Below are 14,339 nucleotides of genomic sequence, written 5' to 3'. Positions count from 1 at the left end.
CTAGTCGGCGGCTGTTACGCCCCGGTTTCGCCGAGCAGCGGGAGTTCGGCCAGCACCTCGTGCCGGGGCCGCCCGCGTGGGCCCTCGCCCAGGTGGGAGGCAACCACGGTGAGCGACTCCGCCGACCAGGTGGGGCCGGCGTACGCATCGAGCAGGCGGACCCAGTTGGTCACCTGCCCAGGTCGGGAGAGGCGGCCCAGGGTGAGGTGGGCGCGGAACCTGCCTCCGTCCGGCGCTGCACCGGCCGCATTGGCCGCGCTGCGCGTCGAGGTGGCCAGCGACTGGAGCGCCTCGGTCTCCCCGGTGACCCCGCCCCAGAGGACCTTCGCCCGGTCGGCATCGGGGAAGGCGCCGCCGCCCGCCAACCCCAACCCGAACGGCGTACGTCGTGACGCCACCTCGCCGAGCCGGGCCAGCAGGTCCTCGATCCGCCACTCCTCCACCTCCGCCATGAAGGCACAGGTGATGTGCCACTGCTCAGGCGCCGACCAGCGGAACGGGGCCAGGCCGGCTGCCCGTCGGGGTTCCAGGAACACGTCCAGGTGCTCCACCACCTCGACGGGCGGAATGATCGCCGCGAAGACCCTCATCGCCACCACCCGCCGATCGGCGACCCGTGCCCGCGCACTTGTGCGGTGCTGTTGACGGAAATCGGGCGCACAGCACTACTCAAGCGACCAGGACACCGCGTTACAGCTGGGGAAGGGCACCGGGTCACAGCCCCAGGTCGCGGCCGATGAGCTCCTTCATGATCTCGTTCGAGCCCGCCCAGATCTTCGACACGCGGGCGTCACGCCAGGCGCGGGCCACGCGGTATTCGTTCATGAAGCCATAGCCGCCGTGGAGCTGGACGCAGTGGTCGAGCACGTCGTTCTGCACCTGCGAGCTCCACCACTTCGCCTTGGCCGCGTCGACCGAGGAGAGCTCACTCTTGTCGTGGGCGACGACGCACTGGTCGATGAACGCCTCGGTGACCTCGATCTGGGTGAACAGCTCCGCGAGGAGGAACTTGTTGTGCTGGAACTGGCCGATCGACTGGCCGAACGCCTGGCGGTCCTTGGTGTATTGCAGCGTCTCTATCAGGATCTGCTTGGCGTGGGCCACGTTGGAGATGGCGCAGCCCAGCCGCTCCTGCGGCAGCTTCTGCATCATGTGGATGAAGCCGCCGTCCAGTTCGCCGATGATGTGGTCGTCGCCGAGGCGGACGTTCTCGAAGAAGAGTTCGGCGGTGTCGGACTCGTCCTGGCCGACCTTGTCCAGCTTCCGGCCGCGGCTGAACCCCGGGGCGTCGGCGGGAATCGCGAAGAGGGTGATGCCGCGCGCCTTCTTCTCCGGGCTGGTCCGGACCGCGGTGATCACCAGGTCAGCGGAATAGCCGTTGGTGATGAAGGTCTTGGATCCGTTGATCACCCACTGGTCACCGTCGCGCACAGCGGTGGTCTTCAACGCGGCCAGGTCGGAGCCGCCGGACGGCTCGGTCATCCCGATCGCGAGCAGGATCTCGCCGGCGGCGACGCCGGGGAGCCACTTCTTCTTCTGCTCCTCGGTGCCCAGTTCGACGAGGTACGGCGCGGTGATGTCGGCGTGGATGCCGGCGCACGAACCGAGCGCAGCGTTGACCTTGCTGAGTTCCTCGAACAGGACGGTGTTGAACCGGTAGTCACCCGCACCGGAGCCGCCGTACTCCTCGGGGATCTCGAGGCCGAGGAAGCCCTGCTTGCCTGCGGCGAGCCAGAACTCGCGGGGCAGGGCCTTGTTCTCGGCGTGTGATTCCACGTTGGGGATCACCTCGCGCTCGAGGAACTCGCGCACCGAGGCGCGGAAGGACTCGTGGTCTGCGTCAAAGATGGTGCGCTTCATGGCCACAGGGTAACCGCCCGTCGAGTGCGCTCAGATCGGAGGAGCGGTGAAGTCCGCGTAGTCACCCTCGGCGGGAGGTTCCCACTCGAAATCCACGTCGAAGTCGGAATACACGATGTGGAACTCCTCATCCCCGTATTGGTGTGACTCCAGGAGCCGGTACGGCGGATCCGGTTCGACATACACCTCCAGATCGGTCGACCAATCAGCTGCCCTGATTTGCAGGACGGTTTGCCCTGCCACCTTCGTGAAACGTGGTGACCAGACGATCTCGGACCGGAGGAAGTCGATGTCTTCGAGCATGATCGCGCGGATGTCATCGAGTCCCGGGCATGGTCCGAGGAGGTCTTCGGGCGCAACCGCCGAGCGATCCATGAGCAGCCATTCGTGGTCGCCGAGCATCTCCACGATCAGGTCCACCTCCTGGTCCGGGTAACCGACCAGGGTGTAGAACTCCTCCGGCGCCGCGATCCATACCAGCGCGCCATCGAGCACCGTCGTGGCCGTGAAGTCCGGGTAGGCCAACACGCTCCGGCAACGCCCGTCAGCGGCGAGTTCGTAGGTGATGCTCTCGGGGACTTCCTCGCCGGCCTCGTTCGTGGTCATCGTCATCGTGACCGATTCCAGTGCATCGAGGCCCCCCTCGAGCAGGTCCAGGATGTCGTCCGCAGGCAACTTCACCAGCTCCTCGCGCGACCCCGGATCGCGAGGCTCCGGCTCCCGCGGGTCGAGCCCGTCGTACGCCGACCAAGTGGCGCAGCCGGAGAGCAGCAGCGCCGCCGCTGCCGCGCCCACCACGGAGCGCATCAGCTTCAGCCGAGGGTGTTCAGGTCGATCCACTCGTCGTCGGCCGGCAGATCAAGGTCCACGTCCTCGTTGTACTTGGAGAAGGTGGCCTCACCCGGTTCGTCGCCGCCCTCGGCGACCAGCTTGACGACACGGTGCGGCGCCTCAGCCGCGACCCACATGGTCGTGATGTCGCCGGTCTCCTCGTCGGGCTCGTCCTTGGTCAACTTCACGACATCGACGCCCTCGACCTTCTCGACGTCGCCGATCTCGAACCCGCCCTCCTCATTCGGGTCCTCGTTGAACTCTTCAAGGAAGCCATCCAGGTCGCAGAAGTCGTTGAAGTCCGCGGCGGGGCCCCGGACCCACTTGTCACCGATCATGGCCATCAATTGGGTGGCCGCCGCCTCACTGCCGGTCGACACCGCCCAGAAGGCCTCGTCCCCGCGGAGGTAGGCCCATTCTCCGTCGCTCTTGATGTCGGCCTTGGCGCCGTCCACTGCGATGCTGCCATCGCAGTTGGCATCCCGGTCGAGCACCACGACCAGCGAGAGTGCCTCACCGTCGGAAGTCATCCGCGCCGACATGCGAACCGACTCGACGTCCTGCATCGCCTCGATCACCAGGGCCTGTACCTCTTCGGGCGACTTGCCCTCGAACGGGTCGTCGGCGCTGTCGTCGCCACATCCGGCGAGGAGGCCGAGTGGCAGGGCGGTGACGGCAAGGGTGGCCAGGGTACGACGCATCATGGTGGCTCTTTCAACAGTCGGCGGTGTGCACGTCACCCTATCGCGGGCTGGGACACGGCGTGCCACGGTTCGGAACCGGGTCACAGATCATCCTGGTCGACGTACTCACCCGGACCGGGCACCTGGACGTTGACGGGTTCGTTGTACTTCGACAACTGGAACTCCCCCGGCTCGTCGCCGCCCTGGGAACTCATCCGGACGATCCGGTGCGGCGCCTCGACGGTGACCCACAACGTGGTGGTCTCCCCGCCACCGTTGTCCTCCACCAGTTCGATCGCCTCGTGGCCGTCCACCTGCTTCACCTCACCGGGTTCGAGGTGCGAGGAGCCCTCGATCGCCGCGAACTCCTCCAGGAAGAGGTCCAGGTCGCAGATGTCGTTGAAGCCGTCCTCGCTGTCCGCCGGCATCCGGACCCAGCGGTCCTGGAGTGCGGCGAGCACGGCGTCCGCCGCCTGCTGGTCGCCGGCGATGGAGAGCCAGAAGGCCCGGTCCCCACGCATGTAGGAGAAGCTGCCATCGCTCTTGATGTCGGCCCGCGCGCCACCCAGCGTCATGCTGCCGTCGCAGTTCCCGCCCCGGTCGAGGACGAAGACCATGGCCACGTTGTCCCCGCTCTCGTCGACGATGTTGCCGCTCAGGCGCAGCGAGTCGACGTCGGCCATGCCGTCCAGGATCAACTGCTGGATCTCGCGGTCCGACTTGCCCTCGAACGGGTTCTCGCCGTTGGTCGTGGTCCCGCTGGTGCTGCCGGTCCCGGTGGCGGGCTTGCCGGCGACGGCACCTCCGTTGTCGCCGCACCCGGTGAGTGCCAGCAGGGTCACGGCAGCGACGGCGAGGGAGGCCAAGGGGCGACGGGTCACGGGATGCTCTTTCTCACGGGAGGATCGGGGCGTGATTGCTTCGACGAGGCTACCCAGCAATCGGTTCCCTCACACCACCCGCCGCAGCCGCTCGCGCAGCCCTGAGGCCCGACGGACGTTGCGGGCCAGGGCCTCCCGGAGCACCGCCTCACTGCCGACCACTCGCACGGTCTGCTCGGCGCGGGTCACGGCGGTGTAGAAGAGTTCGCGGGTGAGCAGGCGCGACTCCTCGTCCGGCATCAGCACCGTCACCTCACGCGCCTGGCTGCCCTGGGACTTGTGGATGGTCATCGCGTGCATGGTCTGGACGTCGGTCAGTCGCGACGGCGCCAGGTCGCGGACTGCGCCGCCTGCTCCGGCAGCCCTGATCAGCACCCGCAACTCGCCCCCGCGGCGCACCGTCACTCCGGTGTCACCGTTGAAGACGCCGAGGCCATAGTCGTTCGCGGTGACCAGGACGGGGCGTCCGACGTACCACTCGTCCCAGATCGGCTCACCGGTCGCCTCACCGATCCACCGCTCCACCAGGCGATTCCACCAGGCAACACCGCGGCTGCCGTCGCGGTGGGCGCAGAGCAGTCGGTGCCGCTCGAGGAGGGCCAGGGCCCGCTCCCCGTCGCCGACCGCGGCCGCGGCCCGCAGGGACAGCGCGCCCTCGAGCAAGTGCTCGCGCAGCGCGGCCTCGACATCGTCGTCCTCGACGAAGTCGACCTCATCGGCGCCACTGCGCAGCGCCGCCAGGCAGGCGTCAGAATCCCCGACACGGATCGACTCGGCCAGCGCACCGATCCGCGGACCGAACCGGTGGGAGGTCTCCAGCGCGGCGATCTCGACGTCGTCGCGGTCGGCCAGCCCCGCGACCAGGTCGGAGAGCACCGCACCGGCATCGATCGAGGCAAGTTGGGACGGATCGCCCACGAGCAGCAGCCGGGTCTCGGGCCGCAGCGCCTCGAGCAGCCGCGCCATCATCGTCAGCGACAGCATCGACGACTCGTCCACCACGACGACGTCGTACGCGAGCCGGTTGTTCCGGTCGTGGCGGAACCGGGCCCTGGTGTCGGGGCGGCTGCCCAGCAGCCGGTGCAACGTCATCGGCTCCAGCCCGGCAAGTCGCTCCCGGTCCGCGGCGGCACCCTCGGGCCAGTGGCCCATCGTCGCGGAGACGGATTCGCTGAGCCGGGCTGCTGCCTTGCCGGTGGGCGCGGCCAACGCCGCGCGCAACGGCCGGCCGGACTGGGCCGCGACATGCTCCGCGAGCACCGCCAGGACGGCAGCGACCGAGGACGTCTTCCCGGTCCCCGGACCCCCGGTGAGCACGGTGGTGCGCTGGTTGACCGCGATCGCGGTGGCCGCGCGTTGTTCCTCCCACCCGGTTGTCGGGAAGAGCCGGTCCAGGCCAGCCTGCAGGCGCTCGGGGTCGACCGGGTCGTCGGGCAGGGCCATCCTGGCAAGGAGGTCGCGGCAGACCTGGACCTCTTCGCGCCAGTAGCGGTCGAGGAAGACCAGGTCCCCCTCCACGTGGATCACCGCCGGCTCGCCGGCCAGCGGGCTCGCCGCGATCCGCTCGCGCCACGCCGCGAGGTCCACCTCGGGCCCGTCTGCCTCGAGTTCGGCCAGCTCCGCGGTCGCCTCGCCGAGGTCCAGGCAGGTGGACCCGGCACGCAGGGCGCGCACGGTCAGGGCCAGCGCGAGCAACACGTGGTCATCAGCCTCCTCGCACAAGGCGCCGGCACGCAACGCCACGTGGACATCCGCGGCCTCCACCACGCCGGCCCGGTTGAGCCGGGCGAGCAAGCCGGTGGCGCCCAGCACCTGGTCGACGGCGTACTCGTCGGGCACCTCCGCCGGGATCGCGGTCATCGCGGCCTCCTCGCGTCGAACAGGTCGGAGAGTGCCTCCACCAGTGCCGGCGGCACGGCCCAGCTGAAGACCCCCGCCGGTACGCCGTCCACCTCCGGCGTCCGTGCTCCTGCCATGCCGCGCAGGTAGAGGTAGAGCACCCCGCCCAGGTGGCGGCGCGGGTCATAGCCGGCCAGGCGCCAGCGCAGGTAGCGGTGGAGGACCACGCTGTAGACCAGTGCCTGGAGGGGATAGTCCGAATGCAGCATCGCCTCGGCGAGCTGGTCGGGAAGGTAGTCGGCGACCCCCCGGTCCACCTCCGGGACACCGAGCCGGTTCGTCTTGTAGTCGACCACCACGAACCGCGACCCGTCCTCGCCGGGGATCCGCAGCACCACGTCGATCGATCCGGCCAGGTAGCCGCGGAGCGTCTGACCGCCCAGGGCCGGGTCGCGCAGCCGGTCGGCATAGGCGCGCATCGGGTCATCGGCGGCCAGGTGTTCCTCCAGCAGTGGAGCCATCTCGGCGAGCACCACGGGTCGATCGGACCGGGCCAGGTCGCCCCCGGCCAGGGGGATCTCGAAGTCGAGTTCGCGCAGCCGGTCGCGCAGCGGCACCTGGCGCAGCGTCAACCCATCAGCGAGCGGACCCAGCGGGGTGTCGTGGAGCGGGACCAGCCCCTCGGCTAGTTCCTCGACCCCGACCTGGACGGGCCAGTAGGAGGCCTCGGCGCGCACGTGGCGCATCAGTTCCTCGCCCAGGTCGGGTGCCTCCGGGTCGGCATGCTCAAGGACGGCGTGCACCAGCGAACCGAAGGCTGCGCCGCCGGGCAGGTGGGCCATCGGCGAGGCGATCACGTCGTCCGGCTCGTCACCGGGCGGCCCACCGGCCGGTTGTGCCGGATCGGTCTCGGGTTCGTCGTCCTTGCCCTCGACGGCGGGTTCGCTGGCCACGCCGGCGCCGTGGCGCTCGGAGGCCCGGACCAGCCCGGAGTACGACGTACGCCGCCACTCGGCATCGACCGTGCGGGTGAACGCCCGCACGCCCAACGGGCCGGCCGGTTCCGCGGACACCGGGTCCGGTGCTCGCGGAGGCTCCGCGACCTCCACCACCGGGCCGCCGCGTGCCGCCCAGGCGTCGAAGATCGCCTTCACCTGCGCCTCGTCGTGGCGCTCCTCCACCCGGTCCGGGACCCGCTGCTGCCCGGGCGCCCGGCCACGCAACAGGCGGGAGATGCCGCCGTTGGGCTCGTCCCAGCTCGGTGCCCACCAGGCCACCACCTGGCCCTGCGCCCTGGTCAGGGCGACGTAGGTGAGGCGGATGTCGTCGCCGGCCATCTCGGCGCGTCCGGCAAGGGCGTTCGCCTTGAATCCTGCGTGGTGCTTGCCGCCGATGTCGAGGCTGCGGACGCCGTCACGGTGGAAGAGGACCAGGTCTGGGTCGCGCACGTTGCGGTTGAACCCGAACGGTAGGTAGACGAAGGGATATTGCAGGCCCTTGCTCACCCACACGGTCATGATCTGGACCGCGGCAGCGTCACTGTCCAGGCGTCGGCTCCGCTCTGCGGTGCGGCGGTCACCATTGCACTCGCGGGTCACCCACTCCAGTAGCCCCGGGAGTCCCATCCGCTCCGCGTGGGCACGCTCGTGCAGGATCTCGGCCAGGTGCCGCAGGTCGGTCATCCGCCGTTCCCCGCCCTGCCAGCCGAGCACCCGCTGCGCCATGCCGTTGGCCTGGGCGGCTTCGAAGACCGCGGCGGCCCCGTGCTCACGGAGGTGGTCCGCCCAGGTGCGCAGGGTGGCCCCGATCCGTTCGGTGAGGGCGTCACCTCCGGTGTGCAGGCTCTCGGCGTCCTCCCCGAAGAACATGGTCGTGGCGGCGGCGCGGACCAGGCCGGAGCGGTGCGGTTGGTCCATCGCCCGCAGCAGGGCCAGCCAGTCCTGTGCTGCTTCCGAGGCGAAGATGTCTGCGTCGCCGGTGTAGACCGCCGGGATGCCTGCGGCGGCCAGGGCCTCGCGGCAGACCCGTGCATCGGTGTGGTTCTCCACGATCACCGCGACGTCTCCTGCCCGGACCCGGCGCTTGCACCACAGGGCGCTGGGGTCGGCGAGCAGGGCGCCGATGTCTGCGGCCATGTCGGCCGCGATGTAGGGCCGCAGCGTGCCGATCGGGATCGTCTTGGTCCCGGTGATGCCGAAGCGGGCCCGGCCGGCGACCCGCAACCGGAACGGGTCGGTGTGGGTGTCGCGCTCCACGCGGCGTTTGGTGTGGCGGGCTTCGACGGGGCGGACCAGGATCTCGTCGTTGCCGAGCGCGGCGCCGCCGAGGACCACCTGCAGGGTGTCGACCAGGGCCTTGTCACTGCGCCAGTTGGTGCCCAGGGTGCGCCGGTCGGTGGTGGTCGCGGCTGCCTGCAGGTAGGTCTCGATGTCACCGCCGCGGAAGGCGTAGATCGCCTGCTTGGGGTCGCCGATCAGGATCAGGGTGGAGCGGCCCCCGAACGCCCGCTCCAGCACCTGCCACTGGACCGGGTCGGTGTCCTGGAACTCGTCGACCATCACGATCCGCCAGCGCTCGGCCATCCGGCGACGGGCGGGCGCATCCTCCGGTTCGAGCGCACGTGCGAGGCGGGTGAGCAGGTCGTCGTAGCCCAGGACGCCGAGCCGCCGCTTCCGCGTCTCGAGTTCGGCCAGTGCCGCCCGGGCGAACTCCACCCGGGCGCTGGCGACGGACCCCGGGGGCGCGTCGTCCGGCACCAGTGCGGTGTGGGGGTTGGCCGCGGCGGCCCGGACGATCGCCAGGGCCTCGGCCCGCGACAGTGGCGGATCCTCGGGCGACTTGCCGTGGCGACCCAGGTAGAGGTCGTCGACGACCTCGGTGACCAGGTCGTCCAGGTCATCCACCAGGGTGACGCCCGCGTCGGTGTCACCGGCCACCCCGAGCGAGCGGAGCACCAACTGGCAGAACTGGTGGGTGGTGGCGATGGTGGCCGCGTCGAAGCCGGCCAGGGCGACCCGCAGCCTTCGCCGGCGGAGCGCCACCTCCTCGTCGGTGCCGGCGATGAGGTGTCCGAGCAGGCCCGCGTCGTCGGCGTACGCCGTGGGGTCGTCGATCCGTTGGGCCAGGGCACGTTCGGCGGCGACGAGCTGTTCGCGGACCCGTTCGCGCAGTTCGCGGCTGGCCGCGCGGCCGAAGGTGATCAGCAGCATCTCGTCGAGGGTGGCCTCGCCCTCGGCGACGTAACGGGTGACCAGTGCCGCGAGGGTGTAGGTCTTGCCGGTGCCGGCACTGGCCTCGAGCACCGTGGTGCCCCGGGGCAGGTCGCCGAGCAGGTCGAAGGGTTCCATCTGGGTCATTGGCCCGCCTTCTCCGAGTCGAGCATCGGATGCCACAGCCGCGTCGCGAGCTCCCCGAGCTCCGGCAGGAGTGCCTCCAGCGGCGCATGGGCGCCCCAGACCCGCTGGTGGGCAGGGTCTGCGTCCTCACCGTCGTACTTGCCCGACTTCCACTTGAAGGTCGCCTCGCGCCAGGGGTCACCGCCGGTGCGGGAGGCAGCGGCCCAGGCGTACGACGCCTTCAACGGCAGCGGGAGCGGGCGTCGGCGCCCCTCGTCACGCAGGTCGACCAGGTCGGCCAGGAGCGCGGGCGCGCGCTCGTCGAGCGGGCCGAGCAGCATCGTCTGGGGCCGCTTCCCCGTCGCCCTGCGGGCGATCACCAGCGCGGTCCAGTTGCGGTCCGGGTCCGCGGCGCTCAGGGCAAGCAACTGAATCCAGGCCTGGAGCATCTGCTTGGGCCCCATCCGGGAATAGCCGACCGAGACCAGCCGGTCCCCGTGCACGCGCGGCACCGTGCCGCCGAGGTGCCGTCCGCCGGGGAGTTCCACGTCGATGTCGATGCTCCGTGCCGGGATCTGGCTGTGGGTCAGCGCCTCGATCGCCAGGCCCATCGCCTGTTCCCTGATCTCGCTGGCCACCTTCCAGCCGAGGTGGCCCGGCGGCAGGGTGCCGCGTCGCCATTCGAGTTGGCGGGCCTGGTCGGGATGGATGCCGGCCATCATGTCGCGCAACATCCGGTCACCGACGGCCCACGACTCCAGTGCGTCGATGTCCACCGGCATCGCGTCCGCGACCGGGTCCGCCTCCCAGGGCAGGGTGACGTCGAGGGCCTGGAAGAACCCCTTGACCGGGTGGCGGGCGAAGCGGAGCAGGTCGTCGAGCCCGACGTCGTCGTCCAGCGGCACCCGCAGCGGCTGGTCCAGGAACCCGGGCAACTCGGGCCGGACTCCCTCGGCGGCACGGGCCGCGACCAGGGCGGTCCGGTCAAAGGTGAACGGATGTGGGCCGCCGCCGAGTTGTCCCGGCACCAGGTTGCGGGAGTCGAACGGCTGCAGCGGGTGCTCGACGACGATGCGGGAGCGGGCGAGGACCACCTCGTCCGGATCGCTGCTCGGCGGCACGGCGACCTGTTCGACGGTGCGGTCGAGTGCGTCCAGCAGTTCCCCCAGCGGCACCGCGGGTGGCCGCGGCTGGCCGGTGTGCTCATCGGCGCCGGTATAGGTGATCACCAGGTGCTCGGTGGCGGCGAGCACGGCGTCGAGGAGGAGTTGCCGGTCCTCGCTGCGTACGTCGCGCTCCCCGGTGAAGCGGCGCCGGGCCAGAACGTCGTCACCGTCGGCCAGGCCGAACCGGGGGAAGACCCCGTCGTCGAGGCCGAGCAGGCAGACCACGCGGTGCGGCACCGAGCGCATCGGGACCATGGTGCACACGGTGAGGGTGCCGGTGCGGAAGTTGGCGCGGGTGGGGCGCCCGGCCAGGTGGCGTCCCAGCAGCGAACGTACGTCGGGCAGCCGCATCCGCGTCGTACCGCGCTCGCCGGCGTCGCGGAGCACTGCGGTGAGTTCACGCTGCATCTGGCCGCCCTGCCAGGCGTCGTCACGGCCGACCCGAGTCAGCGACGCGGTGCCGGCCAGGAGTGCCTCGATCCACTCCGTGAGCGTCTTGACCCCGACCAGACCATCCACGGCGGCGCGCAGGCGGGCGACATACTCGGCGAGGCGTCCGGCCAGGCCCACCCCGTTGCTGCTGACGTCGTCCAGCGGCAGGGTCGGGCCGAACCAGGCCTGCGCGTCTGCGGAGACGGCGACACCGGTGAGGATCCGGTCGATGCCGAACTGCCAGGTGTTCTGCACGAACCCGTCCAGGCCGAAGACTTCCCGGTGTTCGGCGTCGAAGCCCCAGCGGATCCCTGCCTCGGAGACCCAGTCGGTGATCGTGGCCAGGTCGTCGTCGGTGAAGCCGAAGCGGGAGCGGACCGGTTCGGCCTGGGCGAGGTCGAGCACGTCGCTGGCGGTGGTGCGGCCACCGGCCAGGTCCAGGAGGCGGGCCGCGACCGCGAGCAGCCCGTTGGTCTGGGTCAGTGCCCGGTCGGCCAGGCGGACCCGGAGGGTGTGGGCGGGATGGCTGGCGTCGACGTCGCCGAGCCCGAAGGCGGCCGTGATCAACGGGGCGTAGGTCTCGATGTCGGGACACATCACCAGGATGTCGCGCGGTTCGAGGCTCGGGTCGTCCTCGAGCAGGGCGAGCAGGCTCTCGCGGAGCACGTCGACCTGGCGGGCCGGGCCGTGGCAGGCGTGGACCTGGATGCTCCGGTCGTCACGCGCCAGGGTGCGCCCGGCGGGGCGGACGACGTCGTCGCGCAGGTCTGCCTGGAGCCAGCGGAGCAGGTTGTCGCCGTCCTCGGCCGGATCGGGCCCGGTGGGCGCCAGGTGTTCAGTCGTGGCGGTGTCGCCGAGCAGCCGTTGCAGTTCGCGTACGTCGCGTCCCAGCGTGGTCAGCAGCGGGTGGGTCACCCGGAGGTGCGAGTCGTCCAGGGCGCGCTCCACCGCACCTGCCGGTTCACCGGACAGCGCCTGCCACAGTTGCGGGCTCGGGTGCGGCAACCACAGGTGTACGTCGCGGTGCCCGGCCAGAGCACCGAGCAGGGCGACCTCGCTCTCCGGGATCCGGGTGTGCCCGAAGAGGGAGAGGCGGGGCGGCAGGTCGAACGACTCCGGGTAGTCGTGGAGGCGTTCGATCGTCGCGGCCAGCCGCGCCTGCGGGGGTGGCGCGTCGACGCGTTCGACCAGGCGGCGCCACAACTCAGGCTGCCAGGCGAGGTCGTCGTCCAGGCGACCACCGCGGCCGTCGGAATCCCCACCCGGAGCGCCCGGGGCGGCATCGGACCAGTCGGTGACCAGTTGTGGCCGTTGCACGGCGTACCCGGCGAAGAGGCGGGCGATCCGTGAGGCCACGGCATGGCGGCGTCCGCGCCGCAGTTCGGCCTCGGTGCCGGTGTCGAAGTGGCCCAAGTGGGTGGCGACGGTGGCGAACCACGGCTCGTCCATCGCCTCGTCCATGCACTCGAGGAGCGGCCAGACCAACCCGTCGGGGGCCCACGGGTCCTCGTCGGTGGTGCCCAGCACCTCGGCGACCAGGGAGTGGGGGGACCGGAAGGCGACCCCCGCGCAGACGCCGTCACCGCGGGAGCCCGCCGGGTCGGCGGTGCCCAACCGGTGGGCGAGGCGCTGGGAGAGCCAGCGCTCGACGCCGCGGGCAGGCACGACCACCAGCTCCGTGGCGAACGGGTCGTCCGAGGGAGAGGCCAGGAGCTCGGCCAGGCCCTCGGCGAGCGTGTCGGTGCGCTCGGCCCGATGGATCGTCCAGGTCACGGGGACACCTTCGCACGGGGCCACGACACTTGCTGGCGCCCACCGCCGGACCGCGTCCTGAGACAGTCGGGCGGACTCGCTTCCGCACCCGCTGGAGGCTGGTGTTGGATGGCGCCATGACCGAGCCCCGCAAGTTCCTCCTCGACGAGTCCGAACTCCCGACGCACTGGTACAACATCGTCGCCGACCTGCCCACTCCGCCTCCGCCGCCGCTGCACCCGGGCACCCACCAGCCGGTCGGGCCCGAGGACCTGGAGGCGCTCTTCCCGCCGGAGTTGATCGCCCAGGAGGTCTCGGGTGAGCGGTTCATCGAGATCCCGGAGCCGGTCCGCGAGGTCTACCGGCAGTACCGCCCCGCGCCGCTCTATCGCGCGCACCGGCTGGAGCAGGCCCTGGCCACCCCGGCCCGGATCTACTACAAGTACGAGGGCGTCTCCCCGGCCGGCTCGCACAAGGTGAACACCTCCGTGCCGCAGGTCTACTACAACAAGGTCAACGGAATCACCCGCCTCACCACCGAGACCGGCGCCGGGCAGTGGGGCACCGCCCTGGCCTATGCCTGCTCGCTGTTCGGCCTGGAGTGCGAGGTGTGGCAGGTCGGTGCGTCGTACGACGGGAAGCCGCAGCGCCGCACGCTGATCGAGGTCTTCGGCGGGAAGGTGCACCGTTCGCCGTCGCGGATGACCGAGTCCGGCCGCGCGTTCGCCGAGGACCACCCGGGTTCGCTGGGCATCGCGATCTCCGAGGCCGTCGAACTGGCTGCCCAGGACCCGGGCGCGAAGTATGCGCTCGGGTCGGTGCTCAACCACGTGCTGCTGCACCAGACGATCTCCGGTGAGGAGACGTTGAAGCAGTTGGCGATGGCCGGCGAGGACGGCGCGGACCTGGTCATCGGTTGCGCCGGCGGCGGCTCCAACTTCGCCGGGCTCGCGTTCCCGTTCCTGCGCGAAAAACTGGCCGGCAACCAGTCGCCGCGCATCCTGGCCGTCGAGCCGACCTCGTGCCCGACCCTGACCCGCGGTGAATACCGCTACGACTTCGGTGACACGGCCGGGCTGACGCCGCTGATGAAGATGTACACCCTGGGCCACGACTTCGTGCCCTCACCGATCCACGCCGGCGGGCTGCGCTACCACGGCATGGCGCCGCTGGTCTCGCACTGCGTGCACGAGGGGCTGATCGAGGCCACCGCGCTGCACCAACGCGAGTGCTTCGAGGCCGGGATCGAGTTCGCCCGGACCGAGGGGATCGTGCCCGCCCCGGAGTCGGCGCATGCCCTGGCCCAGGCCCGGCGCGAGGCGCTTGCCGCGAAGGAGTCCGGCGAGGAGAAGGTGATCGTGATCCAGTTGTCGGGCCACGGCCTGCTGGAACTGGGTGCCTACGAGCAGTTCCTGGCCGACGCGCTGACCGACGACGCCCTCTCCGACGAGGCACTCACCGCAGCCCTCGCCGCCGTACCGGAGATCACCGGCTGAGGCGAGGAGTGAGCGCGGAGGTACGCCGCCGCCCCCACTTGTGCGGTGCTGTTGACGAAATCGC

Annotated in this window: 9 protein-coding genes; 1 reads left to right on the top strand and 8 read right to left on the bottom strand. The window is 70.7% G+C overall.

Annotation, left to right across the window (positions count from 1 at the left end; all coding sequences use genetic code 11):
- Positions 1 to 14: 14 nt before the first annotated feature.
- From thpR to recC, 8 genes are all read right to left on the bottom strand, one after another.
- Positions 15 to 590: an RNA 2',3'-cyclic phosphodiesterase gene (gene thpR, locus Q9R27_RS11265; protein WP_311252473.1), complete on the bottom strand. Its 576-nt coding sequence runs from the start codon at positions 588 to 590 to the stop codon at positions 15 to 17.
- Between the two features lie 124 nt (positions 591 to 714).
- Positions 715 to 1,860 (bottom strand): acyl-CoA dehydrogenase family protein, encoded by a 1,146-nt coding sequence (locus Q9R27_RS11260; RefSeq protein ID WP_311252472.1) that lies wholly within the window; start codon positions 1,858 to 1,860, stop codon positions 715 to 717.
- A 30-nt stretch (positions 1,861 to 1,890) separates the two neighbouring features.
- The gene (locus tag Q9R27_RS11255) at positions 1,891 to 2,667 is read right to left on the bottom strand and encodes a hypothetical protein (protein ID WP_311252471.1); all 777 of its coding nucleotides are present in this window, start codon (positions 2,665 to 2,667) and stop codon (positions 1,891 to 1,893) included.
- 5 nt (positions 2,668 to 2,672) lie between these two features.
- Complete coding sequence (locus Q9R27_RS11250; protein WP_311252470.1) at positions 2,673 to 3,395, bottom strand: hypothetical protein; 723 nt, start codon at positions 3,393 to 3,395, stop codon at positions 2,673 to 2,675.
- A gap of 80 nt (positions 3,396 to 3,475) precedes the next feature.
- Positions 3,476 to 4,255, bottom strand: a complete 780-nt coding sequence (locus tag Q9R27_RS11245) for a hypothetical protein (protein ID WP_311252469.1) — start codon at positions 4,253 to 4,255, stop codon at positions 3,476 to 3,478.
- Between the two features lie 69 nt (positions 4,256 to 4,324).
- Entirely contained in the window at positions 4,325 to 6,115 is a 1,791-nt protein-coding gene (recD, locus tag Q9R27_RS11240) for an exodeoxyribonuclease V subunit alpha (protein ID WP_311252468.1), read from the bottom strand.
- Complete coding sequence (locus Q9R27_RS11235) at positions 6,112 to 9,450, bottom strand: UvrD-helicase domain-containing protein (protein ID WP_311252467.1); 3,339 nt, start codon at positions 9,448 to 9,450, stop codon at positions 6,112 to 6,114. The genes recD and Q9R27_RS11235 overlap by 4 nt, the downstream gene beginning before the upstream one ends.
- Positions 9,447 to 12,800: an exodeoxyribonuclease V subunit gamma gene (recC, locus tag Q9R27_RS11230; RefSeq protein ID WP_311252466.1), complete on the bottom strand. Its 3,354-nt coding sequence runs from the start codon at positions 12,798 to 12,800 to the stop codon at positions 9,447 to 9,449. The genes Q9R27_RS11235 and recC overlap by 4 nt, the downstream gene beginning before the upstream one ends.
- Positions 12,801 to 12,916: 116 nt before the next feature.
- Here recC and Q9R27_RS11225 point away from each other — a divergent pair, with 116 nt between their 5' ends.
- Positions 12,917 to 14,275: a TrpB-like pyridoxal phosphate-dependent enzyme gene (locus tag Q9R27_RS11225; protein WP_311252465.1), complete on the top strand. Its 1,359-nt coding sequence runs from the start codon at positions 12,917 to 12,919 to the stop codon at positions 14,273 to 14,275.
- The last annotated feature ends 64 nt before the right edge of the window (positions 14,276 to 14,339 follow it).

It is taken from the genome of Nocardioides sp. AE5 (assembly GCF_031844485.1).
Taxonomy (GTDB): domain Bacteria; phylum Actinomycetota; class Actinomycetes; order Propionibacteriales; family Nocardioidaceae; genus Nocardioides.
This window is presented reverse-complemented; position numbering and strand designations above follow the sequence as displayed.